The organism is Vibrio nigripulchritudo, assembly GCF_027924785.1.
Lineage (GTDB): Bacteria > Pseudomonadota > Gammaproteobacteria > Enterobacterales > Vibrionaceae > Vibrio > Vibrio nigripulchritudo.
The window spans coordinates 2,085,004-2,096,907 of sequence record NZ_AP027050.1; the positions used below are offsets into that span (position 1 = coordinate 2,085,004).

Consider the following 11,904-nt stretch of genomic DNA (forward strand, 5'->3'; position numbering starts at 1 on the left):
GGAATTAGCAATTCATTTTTTAACCATATTCTTCTTTTTTGGAATTATCTACTCTTTTATTCGTGTTCAAAACCAGCAAGGGAAACAGCATGAAAACACTATGCATCAGTGCGGGGTTATCGCTTTCCAGCGATGCACCCAGAGAATACGTTTTAGAGGAAGCGCGCAAACTTGTGGCAGAAACCGTGAAAGAACCGGGGTGTCAGCACTTTGAGCTGCTGGAACGCCAGGATGACCCGACAAAATTCACGTTATGGGAGCGCTGGGACAGTGAAGAAGATTTGAACAATCATTTTGAACAGCCCCACACCAAGACGTTCCTTGCGCAAAATCTGACTAAAGTGGAATACATCGAGAAGCTGTACTCACTGTCGGAATGAGGAGGCAGTATGAAGCACAGAATCATTTTTGGGTTGCTTATGTCACTGGTGCTTTCGAGCATGATGACACTATGGGTGACCTGGTTAAACCTAGGGTTTAGCGACGTTTTTTTCTCGTCCTGGATCAAAGCTTTTTTGCTGGCATGGCCTGCTGCCGCTGCCATTTCAATCGCTTTAGGTCCTCGCGTACAAAAGCTGACTGCCCAGTTGGTCGCGTTCAAACTTCATGGAGAGCACCATGCCTGACTCTGAACTGAAAAGACATCACTACCCCAGCTTAGGCGATGCCGTAGGACCTTATGTTCATGCGACTGAACATAACAGAACGCTTTACACTTCCGGGTTCACCGCTTTTGGTACCGATGCTCAACATCTTGGGATAGGACCGCAGCTCAAAGCCATTTACAGCCAGTTATCTGCAATTGCAGAACATCACCAGACAACGCTCGACTCAATCATCAAGGTGACTGTCTACATTACCGATGTGGCAGATATCCCCGAGGCTCGGGATGCGTTGTTTGAGGTTTACGGTGAAAAATATCCAGCTAGTGCCTTGGTTCAGGTCGCGGGGTTGTTTCATCCAGATCTCAAAGCCGAAGTGGAAGCCGTCGTTTCGCTAACCTGATATCAAAGCAAAAGAAAGAGCCAGCTGTTTAGGCTGGCTCTTAAGGTTTATCGACCGTAGGTTTCGACAATGAAACGTTCGAAGTTATCGCACATGTCGGAGTCTGAATTGGAGTTTGTAGCCAGTTCTTTATCGCCATCCACCACTTTGATAGTAGCATTCAGTGACGCTATTTCCGCTCTCTGACGTGTCGCTAAGCCCTCAATTTTCTTCACCTCTTCATCCCAAGCCTGCTCGACAGACAGGTTACACATGTCAGCCAGATACTTAGCGTTGAACCCTTCGCCTGTGAGGCTAACAATGGTGTCATTGTGCGAAGTACTGTTACCACCGAACCAGTAATGCTCCGCCATCAACGGACCAATTTCGGGGTTATCCGTCAGGTAACCAAACTTCTCAGTAAAGTAAGCGCGCGTCTGGTACACCGCCATGTGAGCCAGCAGGTATCCCTGATAAGCACAGGCAGATTCGTCTGAAAGCAAATGAGGAATGGCGATCAGCGGACGTGGGCTGCACTCTAACCCCAGAATTTGCTTTTCAGTATCACGTGCCAGTTTGGTGATGTTCTCAATGGTGAGTTCATCGTCACTCAGTTCATAAAGTGCGCGTTCAAAGTAAGGCACAACCAAAATGCTGCGTTCTTCATAAGCTTTGAAAGGCTGGCGGCTGTCGATCATCGCTTTGATGATTTCATCCGTAACTGGGTTTCCGTTATCGTCCAACGCGTATTGCTTCAGCCAGTCGGCATCGGTTAGCAGGCTATCGCAGAACATCGACTGAGTTTCAGCATAAGCCATAGAAGTAGGCGCAAATTCCTGTGAGAAACAAGGCGCGTTCAGTTTTACGTTCGCGAAATGAGCCGCATGCCCGCCTTCGTGGAACAGGGTGTTGATACCATCGTATCCGCTGCCGACCTGATCGGGTTTGGCATTACTGGTGAAGTTAACCTGCGCTGGTACCCAGGTCCCCTGATCGTAAAACGAAGGAATCGGACCATGGCAGAAGCCGTTCGGATACTTGCCTTTGCGATCCAGCAAATCCAGTGTCAGCTCGGCACCAGAAAAATCAATGTTCAGTCGACCAAACGATTCCACCCAGCGGCGTAGTGATTTGGAAAACGGCACATATGGGTCTAGCTCACGCATGACATCGCCAGCAAATGAGTAAACAAAGTTGTGACCGCTCAGCGCTTGTTCGCCTTTCTCCTTAGCTAGTGCCTTCAGGCTGTTGAGATGACTGTCGCGAGTACGCACTTCGAAGTCATCCAGAATGCTGAAAAGTTCCTGAGTGGTCATTTTCTCCATTTTAACGATGGAGTAATCGAAAAACGTTTTGTAACCCAAAGAGCGTGCAAACGCGTTGCGGCGTTTAACCAGTTCAATAAAGCCATTTTGCAGCAGCCACTGCTCCAGACCGAGCAAAGCTTCGTGAGCGGATTGTCGTACTTCTTCTTTTTCGTTAGTACGAATGGCAGCGCCAACGACAGGCAGAGATCCCTCAACGGTTTCGCCATTTTCATTCACATACGTCATGGCGTGGTTCTGGTTGCGCTCAAACAGATCAAACTCGAATTTAATCAAATCGGCTTTCAGCTTCTGGCTGTCTTCGCCTTCAATCGCGTGTGCTTTAAACGTCGCCAGCCAGCCATTCAGCCCCTTAATCGTGCTTTGCTTTTCCTGCTCGTCTGTGATGTTTTCAGCCGCTTCAAGCTGCTGCTTGATGGCTTCTATTTGAGAAGCCTGGCTTAGAAATTGAGTCCACTCGGTTTGAGCTTTCGACGACCCTTCATGATCATCGCTGGTTCCCATGTAGGTTTCCCAGAAGAAATCTTCTTTGGTGCGGTGAATAGCCAGATAACGTTGGTTCAAATCATTAAGATATGAGGTTGCAGACATTTCTTATCCTTAAAATTGTCGCCTGAATAGACGTCGATTATCGCATGTATGAGATACCCAAACTACCTCAAGATACGGTATTCGAAACTCTATACTTTGTTGTTGCAATAGGAAAAAACACCGTGGAATAAAAGAGCAATTCAGTTTCTTTGGCAATGGATTGGGATAAATAAAAGAAGCCTTAAACACTCGTTTTACAGTGTAAATCCGGTGTACTGATAGACACCATATGCACTTCAAGTATTCCCCGTTAATACCTCACTTTCACAGGCTTACATACCCTTACAATCACTAATGATAATGGGTGCTACCATCACTGAAATAAATGCTAATTTCGACCTGTCGGATACCTTCAATGACCAAAAAAATTCTGGCTCTCACTCTCTTATTCGCGTCCCAATCAATGGCTGCCCACAACCTGAGTGTTCGAGTCGGGCTCCCCTCTTATTCCGATGCGGTCACATCTGATGAAATGTCTGGCTCTTCTATCGGCATTGATTTAATCGATACGTCAGAAATTTACGGTGCACTTAGCGGCGGTGGGCATCTGGGTGCTAACTTTATCGAGCACAAAGGGCAAACCTACGAATTAAAAACCGGTGAATACTATTTTGGTCCGTTGGCTGAAATTAACTTCAATGACAATTTTTCCATGCAAGCACGGTTAACGCTGTCTTACATTGAGGCAAAGTGGAATAAAAGACCAAACCAATACAGCTGGGGAGCTGGCTACGGAGTCGGATTTAAATACGCGTTGTACAACTTCACGCTTGGTGTGGATTATCAGCCGTTCATTTCTTTTGCCAAAATCGACGATATAAACCGTGGGGCAACTTATAATCACTTCTTACTGAGTGCGGGCTACCGATTTTAACTTTAGCTAAGAAAATTCGCTCTATCCCTTGAAATGGTTAGGTCTGGACACTATTTAAGATATTCAATCCACTGCTTATTTTCTCAAGGAATGAAAAACAATGAGTGAATTATCCATTCGTAAAGCCGTCGAAAGCGATTCCGCTCTGATTCTCAGATTCATTACTGAACTGGCGACCTATGAAAAAGCTGAACATGAGGTCTTAGCCACCGAAAGCAGTATCCGAAAAACCATCTTCGGAGAAGACGCGACTGCCTACGCGATCATTTGTGAAAAAGCAGGTGAACCTGTTGGTTTTGCCGTTTACTTTTTCAACTACTCCACCTGGGTTGGCAAATACGGGCTTTATCTCGAAGATTTGTACGTGACACCTGATGCAAGAGGCACTGGCGCAGGAAAGTTGTTGTTGAAACATCTGGCACAAATTGCAGTTGCAAAAGATTGTGGTCGCTTCGAGTGGAATGTACTCGACTGGAACCAGCCAGCCATCGACTTTTATCAATCGCTCGGAGCCAAGCCGCTCGATGAGTGGGTCGGTTACCGCTTAACCGGGCAGGAACTGCTCGATCTTGCAGAGTCTTAATACCGCTTAATACCAGTTTTAGGGCACATTAACCTTCCCCTTGCTACGTTGATACCCACATCGATGTAAGAGCAGAATTATGATTATTGTCGCTCTGCGACCGCGGATTCATCTGCTTTTGCATCGCTTGCCTCAGAACAGTTAGCAAGGGGTTATTACAGTGCGTATTCAGTCCATCGATATATTGCGTGGGATCGCCATACTGGGGATCCTGTTCATGAATGTTTATTACCACGGCTTCTTTGCTGTGGGGTATGTCTCTCCTGCTTTAGCTCCTCTCAGTGACACGCTGGTCGATCTGTTTAACGGTGTGTTTGTTGATGGTCGCTTCCGAAGCTTATTTTGCTTTCTTTTTGGTGTCGGGCTGGCTATTCAGTATCAGTCTTACAAGAAAAAAGACATCTCTCCACGAGACGCCATTAAACCTCGTCTCAAATGGCTAATGCTGTTTGGGGTTTTACACGGAGTATTCATCTTTGGTGGCGATGTATTGCTGCTTTACAGTGTGACCGCGTGGTTTGTCCTTAAATCCCTTAACCTTCCACAAGACCAGTTGAGAAAGAAAGCCATTCGCTATCTGGTGATTGGCGCAGTGTTGAACCTGAGCTGGAGCGCATTAATTCTGTATTTTTCAGAGCCTCCATTGGTTCAAGGTTCAACTGCATTTATGGAACTGTACAACGAGTGGTTCAGCTCTTACGGCATTCAGATGATCATTCAAAGTGCCGTTGCCATGATCATCGTCGTCTCATCCCCTCTCTGGGTATTCTGGCAGGTTGCAGGGTTGATGATGCTGGGGGCGTATCTGTATCGCAATGAGTTCTTCACAAAAGGTTTCGAACAGAATGCTCTGATTAAAGTCATCATTGGAGCAGTGATCTTTACTGGCTTGGATGTGGCGCTCAGGCTTCAATTAGCGGCAGCTTCGACAGAAGTCAGCGCACTTTTTGCCAGTGTGTCTGCGGTCTTCGTGGCACTCATTTACGCGCATATTGTGGTTAAACTAGTTGCCAATGGCAGCCGCATAATTAATCTGTTTGCAGCCCCTGGGAAACTGGCGTTCAGCCTCTACATCTCCCAATCGATTGTTGGTGCCATTGTACTGAGGTGGATGTTCCCGGAATTCCACTTAACCTCAACTCAAATCGATTATGTTTATATCGCCCTTGCCTATTCTGCGATTCAGATTGTGCTGGCTCACCTGTATTTAAGGTTCTTTAAGCAAGGTCCTTTGGAATACATTTGGAGAAAAGCGTACACTCGAAGTCAACAGAAAAAGCAACTACTCACTCCCGCCTCTCAGGTGGAGTAAACACAGGGGTGCAAAATGAGTTTTAACGTTTATCTTTCAGGTGAAATTCACACCGACTGGCGCGACCAGATTATTGAGCAAAGTAAGGCTGCTGGGTTGGATATCACCTTCACATCTGCGGTGACGAATCACGAAGCCAGTGATGCAGCAGGCGATGTTCTGGGTCAGGAAGAAAACGGGTTCTGGCGAGATCATAAGTCTGCAAAAGTGAATGCCATCCGAACCAAAACGCACATTGAGAACTGCGATTTGGCGGTGATACGTTTTGGCGATAAATATCGCCAGTGGAATGCGGCATTTGATGCCGGTTACTGCGCCGCACATGGCAAGCCGTACATTACCTTGCATGATGAAGCGCTGATTCATCCGCTAAAAGAAGTCGATGCATCGGCGCAAGCTTGGGCGACATCACCCAGTCAGGTGGTCGAGATTCTGACTTATCTGCTCAAGCAGGATTGACGTAATTCAAATAGAAAAGGGAGCGATTCACGCTCCCTTTGTTTTTAGTTAAGTTCTATAAGCAGAGACTTATACCTTTTTCCAAGCGCCATCGACTCCCGGAACATTTTCATGGTTGGCGTACCACTTCGCTTCCCAAGTTGCTCCGTTATAAAGCACTCGGTCACCTTTGCCATAGATGCGTTTCGGATCCCACTCCGTAATTTCAGGACCGTAAGTCTGCAACCACACTTCTGCAACACCCGGCTCTTCATTCTCCGTATGCCACTGAGCCGTGTACTCTTTATTGCGGTGACGAACCACATCGCCTTTCTGATAAATCTTGTTTGGATCCCAGGTCGAACCTGCATCCACCAATTCAACAAGCACAGGGATCGTCGCTACTGCCGTATTGCTGAAGGAGTCACTTGCAGCCAACTCAATGTTGTAAGTCGTCGCAGCAGGTACTTTGAAGCTAATGGTTGGCGTGGTGGTGTTGACAACCGACCCGTCTGGCAGCCCAGACCAACGATAGCTGATCACATCGCCATCTGGGTCGAGGGTTTTGCTCGCGTCAATCGTGACAGTATCGCCGACAAATATATCGGTCACTGGTTTATAGCTAATGACTGGTGCCTGATTCGGGCGCAGAGTCACGATAACGTTATCCGTACCTGTTTTGCCATTTGCCGTCACAGCAAGTTGGAATGTGTGAACACTTTCCGCACCCACCAATGGCGCATCAAAACTCGCTTGAGAACCCTGCGTAGTCAAAGCGATTGGCGTTCCGCTAACTTGTTTCCATGCGTAAGTGATCGCGTCTCCGTCCGGGTCAAACGAGCGGCTTCCGTCCAGTGTGACCGTTTTAACGTGGCTGACCACCTGATCTTCCCCAGCTCTCGCTACTGGTGCTCTGTCGCCAACACGCGTACCCAAAATCAGAGGCTTACTGATGTGTTCAGGCTTGCATCGGTAGCTGTGCTCTACGCCTTTGAAGGTTCCGTCACGGTTAAACGCATCGTAAGCACCGCCGTCGGCTTTACATAGCTGAGTCCACGGCGTATCGACAGGTAGCGACAGCAGAATCGCATCAAGAACCGCGCCAAACTGGTTGGCAAAATCTATGCTGCCTTGCTTCGCAATGGCATCAAATGCGACTTTAGCCGACGCTTTAGCTGCAGTAATTTCTTCCGGAGTGTATAGCGGAGCAAGCGCATCTAAATATGTGCTGACCGTTGGCCAGTCAATCTGGCTGGTGTAGTAACCGGGGTAACCGGGACCATTATTTTCCGCTACGTCATTCAGCTCAGCCGTTTTGTACGGCACCTGATAGAGATAGCTGGTACCAAATCCACCTTGGTTTTCTGGGTCGAAACACTCATCAATGACGTCCAGAGAAGCACAGTAGGCTCTTACCTCAGGTTTAAGCGGGTTGAGCGCCATGCTGTTTGGACTTAATCCACGGTTGTAACCCACAGAGATCAGCTTGGTCAGCGCCAGTGGGTCTTTAGATTCGACTACAAAATTGCCAAAGTCATCAGAAGATCGCGCCAGAATGTAGTAAGCGAAAATGTTGTAGTAAGACGCACCAATGGCACTCGGAACAAAGCTATTTTTTCCCGGCTCAGGCTTGAACACAGCATTGTAAATAGGCGATGTCATCTCATAAGGTGCGACCGCTTTGTAGACGGAGTCTGGCTTTATACCTTTGTAGAATCGGTTCGGGAACATGCGCATCATTTCGCCATACGCGGAATACATGTGACCCTCTAACTGGAAGAAACCGTCGTGTTTGGTTCGACCATTGTGCAAGGTGCTCCAGATGCCATAATTCGAGTGGTTTGGATCCTGATCTTTGTATTTAGGTGGTGTTGGGTAAGTGAAAGTTTTCGCGTCATAGTCGGCACCTACTGCGCTTTCCTGAAGCGTTTTGGCTGCGTATAAGTTGGCGCTGTGGAACGGGTCATCAATTCCAGTCACGTTCTTGAACAGTTGGGCTGCGTGTGCCATCGCCATCGCCCAATGCGGTCGTTCATTTGGAATCACAAAGGAATACGGCGCGCGCCATACCTTTCTCTTCAGTATCGCTATCTCAACCCATTTATCCGCTGTTGCCTGATCAGGGGCACTTGCCCGAATTTGATCAAGTTCTGCTTCGGATATATTGAAGTCCATTTGTCCAAGGCGAATCGGACCCGTTTTAATAAGTTTATCCGCGCTCAGTTGGTAGGTAAGTACGCCTACTTCCTGACCGGGCCACGTCGTTGACGCCGAGTTCGCCGCATGTGCTGTAGAGATCGTCATTGTTGCCAGCAAGGTGGAAACAAACAAAGGTCTTAATTTGAAACTTTGCATAGGTTTTGTACCTCTAAATTGACTGGAATTGATTACTTCTTTCCCCAAGCTATCAACCAGTCAAAGAGGTCACAATCTCGCCGATCTACATTTTATAAATGACTCGCAAACTTACGTAATTAATTGATGAGTCAGTAATTATTAAAGTGACCCTGATTCGATTTGCCATCCTTTTTGCATTTTTCAGTCATTAGAATCAATCATGTTATCCGTATTTATGCTCTCGATTCGGCATCCGTAAGCTTGAGCCAGAAAGAAAATAATTTAACTACTTGATTCGACGACTGATTTGTAGTTTTCTTGAGAGAGCAAAGGAGGGCTTTATGGATATTTCACCCGTTGAACCATCGGATTTTCAAGACATCGTAAATTTAGTGGCAGAAGTGACAAGGGTAGACATTCTTCCTCACTTTGATGAACAAGGTAAAACAACCTTCACTGCCAGTGTGATTCCCGATGTTGAAAAGACCATGACTAATGATCAGTACCTCTGTTTAAAGTTAACGATGGATGGGGAAATTGTGGGTTATGGCGCGATGAGAGATAAGAATTACATCACCCATATTTTCGTGAGTAAGAAGAAACAGTCTAAGGGATTAGGAAAACAATTGCTTGAGGCGCTGCTCTCTTCAACGGATAAGAATGAAGTTTGCTTACGCTCATCAGTTAATGCAGCCGCTTTTTATGAAAAATTCGGCTTTATCGCCACGGATTCAGAGCAACAGGTCAATGGCATCCGATTTGTGCCAATGACCTGTTATCGGTAGAACACCGTAGATTTGATGATCTGTTGATCTAGGGTCTGTTGACCTTTCGCGGTTAAATTTTGTTCGAGTTCTATGTAGTTTAATCGCGGCGCAAGGTCTTTAGCTTAGTCATTCTAAGCAAATACCTTGCAACAAAGAGTAAAGCGCATAGAACCGAACCCTTTGGGCAGCATTTGTGGCTCCTTTCTACTGTGTTACCGCTTATTGATGTAGAGCGACTACACCGAATAAGCGCTGCCTTGTATAAAGAACCCACAAATTGCTGCAAAAATCATCTCGAAAGGTCAACAGACCCTAATAAGCCCAAAAATCATCAAATGTGACATCAGCAGTTAGAATGACATAATCGGCGTCGTCAGTATGAAGTTCTATTGCTGAAATGTCGGACGCAGAAAAGTCCGTCTCTGCTTCAACTTTTGCAATAATACCAGGGTCGATTTCCCAGTCATCATCATCACCGTCAGTATCTTGATGAGTAAAAGCGTCAAGCCAGACTAGATTCACTTTATGGAAAAGCATTGTGTATACTTTCCCATCTGCGCCTACCCCCCAGCCGCTTTTGTTAGCTTCCAATATATCCTCATCTAGCTTCAGAAAAGTGGCATTTGGTCTGTAATGATGATAGCTAAAATGGTTGGTACCAACGACGACTTCAAAACCTGAAAACTGCGTTTTAGGGAAAGTATCATAGGGGTTACCACTGCCACCTGATATTGGAATAGCTGAGGGACCTCCCGGTAAATGGATAGCATCAATACCCTCACCACCTTCAAATTGCCTTTTCAGTCCGGTTCTTACCGGGTCCACAATACCACTGGCGTCAACAGTATCATTACCCGTCCCCATATCGACCTCCCATTCTGTAAACACAGAGTGAGGTCCCCGATCCCTCCCGTTATCACCATCTCTAGAGGTAATTTCAAGAAAGTCGTTGCCACCATTTAGGTCGACTTTGAACTCGTTGCTCCATTGTGAGCTATTAGACTTAGGGTAAATGAAAACCGTATCATCTCCCTCGCCCATAGTTATTGTCCCTCGTTTGGCATGTTCAACTTTCACGGAAACACCCTCATCCGACAGCATTTGAACATTCACATCTACAATGTTTTTCACGTTGGCGATGTCTGCTTCGGTAATGAGTAGTGCCTCCTTCACACCAAATGCATTCCATTTGAAGGCACTTACGTCGACAACCGTTTTTTCTATTGGTTGTTGGTTATCATCGAAAAAATACTCGTTAGAGGTCTTCATCGAGTAAAGACCTTTGTTGATCTCACCAAATCCACTCAATACTTCATAGGTTTCAAGTTCATCTGATGAGTAATCGTCCAGATATTCGGCAAAGGAGTGAATCTCGGTGGTATAAGGATTGATACCCAAATCTTTGATCAGGGTTTCAGCCAGTCCACCCAGGTACAACTGTGAGTTAATGGTTTGGTTGGGCATAATTTCCAGCTCCTGTTAGCAGAGTAACCGAGCATCAGGAAAAGAAGAATAGGAGCCCGGCTACGAGGAATAGTAGGCTGCTACAGCATGCTTGACGAAAGGCGCGATCAGCAAGATATGATCGATTTTCGAGCAAAAGAAAGCCGGAATCATTATATTGCATCGGATGCTATGAAAATGTTACACCTGCACCTTTTGGCACTAAATTAATAAAAGAATCAATTAAAACAACACTTTTCTCATCGGTCAGTCTCATTACTCACTTCAAGAAAAACAGCGAAATACCCTATCGATTCTTTTCTATGCCAACTCTTAACTGAATCTACTCTTCTTCCAACGCGGCGAGTACGGATTCGATTTCTTGAGCAGCTTGGCGAAGTTTATCCACCGAAGACACAAGATGGTCGATGGTTTTCCTTGCGATTGGAGCATGGCAGAACAGGCAAGCGATCAGCCGACCATCCGGTCTTTTGATAGGCACGGAAATGGCGTTCATTCCGTCCATAAATTCTTCATTGTCGACGCCAATCTGGGTTTGTCGAATACCTAAAAGAGACTGCTCTAAAGCCTGAGGACCAACAATGGAGTTTTTGCCCATAGGCTTAAGATCAAACTGCTTAAACATGGCGCGACGTCGGGAGTCCGGCAAACTACTCAGATACAGCTTGCCACTAGAAGAACACCAAGCGGGAACGCGAGTGCCTACTGGAATGTGTACCCTAAGAGGGTAGTCGCATTCCACCCGGTCGAAATAAATCATCTCGGTGCCATCCGGAATGGCAATACCGCAGGTTTCATCCATCTCTTTAGCAACCCGTTCAAGGATGGCGCGCCAATGGGTTTTATGAATGCTGGTGTGAAGCACATTCAGGGCAATATTGTGGAAATGGTCACCGGGAACCAGTTGACCTTTAAGGTCGGTATACAGCCAGCCTTCTTTGAGCAATGTGTTGACAATACGATGAGAGGTTGGCTTGGGAATGTCTAACCTGACTCCGACTTCCGTGGGTGAGAGCGGTTGCTCGCTGGAAGCCACTTCTTGCAATATTTCTAGCACTCTAAGGATCGTGGAACCTTTTTCACGTTTACTGCTGGCTGTCATAATGTCCTGTTATGTCTTTCGCTTATGTAGGCAGTATATACCCATGGTGCCGATGTACCTACCGACGTGGCCTCATTTCCACATCAGAATGTGCCTCAGGTCCACGACTCTGAGGCACATAAGCCCC

Annotated in this window: 12 protein-coding genes; 8 read left to right on the forward strand and 4 right to left on the reverse strand. The window is 46.5% G+C overall.

The features are described 5' to 3' along the window. Positions 1–89: 89 nt before the first annotated feature. Genes QMG91_RS27685 through QMG91_RS27695 form a run of 3 tightly spaced genes read left to right on the forward strand, consistent with a single transcriptional unit; the run spans position 90 to position 1,005 of the window. Entirely contained in the window at positions 90–380 is a 291-nt protein-coding gene (locus QMG91_RS27685) for a putative quinol monooxygenase (RefSeq protein WP_022612296.1), read from the forward strand. Between the two features lie 9 nt (positions 381–389). Then, a complete protein-coding gene (locus QMG91_RS27690) occupies positions 390–626 on the forward strand; it encodes a DUF2798 domain-containing protein (RefSeq protein ID WP_200768061.1) in 237 nt (78 codons plus the stop codon). Further along, positions 619–1,005: a RidA family protein gene (locus QMG91_RS27695; RefSeq protein WP_281831253.1), complete on the forward strand. Its 387-nt coding sequence runs from the start codon at positions 619–621 to the stop codon at positions 1,003–1,005. Before QMG91_RS27690 ends, QMG91_RS27695 begins: the two co-directional genes overlap by 8 nt. A gap of 47 nt (positions 1,006–1,052) precedes the next feature. On the opposite strand, the gene QMG91_RS27700 is transcribed toward QMG91_RS27695, so the two are convergent. After that, on the reverse strand, positions 1,053–2,900 hold the full coding sequence (locus QMG91_RS27700) for a M3 family metallopeptidase (RefSeq protein ID WP_281831255.1): 1,848 nt from the start codon (positions 2,898–2,900) through the stop codon (positions 1,053–1,055). 355 nt (positions 2,901–3,255) lie between these two features. On the opposite strand from QMG91_RS27700, the gene QMG91_RS27705 reads away from it, so the two are divergent. The 4 genes from QMG91_RS27705 (at position 3,256) to QMG91_RS27720 (ending at position 6,128) form a co-directional block, all read left to right on the forward strand. Then, on the forward strand, positions 3,256–3,774 hold the full coding sequence (locus QMG91_RS27705; RefSeq protein WP_281831257.1) for an outer membrane beta-barrel protein: 519 nt from the start codon (positions 3,256–3,258) through the stop codon (positions 3,772–3,774). Positions 3,775–3,874: 100 nt separating this feature from the next. Beyond that, positions 3,875–4,357 carry a GNAT family N-acetyltransferase gene (locus QMG91_RS27710; protein ID WP_004404151.1) on the forward strand — a complete coding sequence of 161 codons (483 nt, stop codon included), beginning with the start codon at positions 3,875–3,877 and terminating at the stop codon, positions 4,355–4,357. A gap of 160 nt (positions 4,358–4,517) precedes the next feature. Then, positions 4,518–5,669 carry a DUF418 domain-containing protein gene (locus QMG91_RS27715; RefSeq protein ID WP_281831260.1) on the forward strand — a complete coding sequence of 384 codons (1,152 nt, stop codon included), beginning with the start codon at positions 4,518–4,520 and terminating at the stop codon, positions 5,667–5,669. A gap of 15 nt (positions 5,670–5,684) precedes the next feature. Further along, positions 5,685–6,128 (forward strand): YtoQ family protein, encoded by a 444-nt coding sequence (locus QMG91_RS27720; RefSeq protein WP_281831262.1) that lies wholly within the window; start codon positions 5,685–5,687, stop codon positions 6,126–6,128. A 69-nt stretch (positions 6,129–6,197) separates the two neighbouring features. Here QMG91_RS27720 and QMG91_RS27725 read toward each other — a convergent pair whose 3' ends face one another. Then, the gene (locus QMG91_RS27725; RefSeq protein ID WP_022593952.1) at positions 6,198–8,462 is read right to left on the reverse strand and encodes a PKD domain-containing protein; all 2,265 of its coding nucleotides are present in this window, start codon (positions 8,460–8,462) and stop codon (positions 6,198–6,200) included. Between the two features lie 323 nt (positions 8,463–8,785). Between QMG91_RS27725 and QMG91_RS27730 the strand changes: the two genes are divergently transcribed. Beyond that, positions 8,786–9,229, forward strand: coding sequence for a GNAT family N-acetyltransferase (locus QMG91_RS27730; RefSeq protein WP_281831264.1), 444 nt, complete (start codon positions 8,786–8,788; stop codon positions 9,227–9,229). A gap of 294 nt (positions 9,230–9,523) precedes the next feature. Here the strand turns inward: QMG91_RS27730 and QMG91_RS27735 are convergent, their stop codons facing one another. Then, positions 9,524–10,675 (reverse strand): hypothetical protein, encoded by a 1,152-nt coding sequence (locus QMG91_RS27735; protein ID WP_281831266.1) that lies wholly within the window; start codon positions 10,673–10,675, stop codon positions 9,524–9,526. A gap of 322 nt (positions 10,676–10,997) precedes the next feature. Further along, positions 10,998–11,777 (reverse strand): IclR family transcriptional regulator, encoded by a 780-nt coding sequence (locus QMG91_RS27740; RefSeq protein WP_022562166.1) that lies wholly within the window; start codon positions 11,775–11,777, stop codon positions 10,998–11,000. Positions 11,778–11,904: the final 127 nt, after the last annotated feature.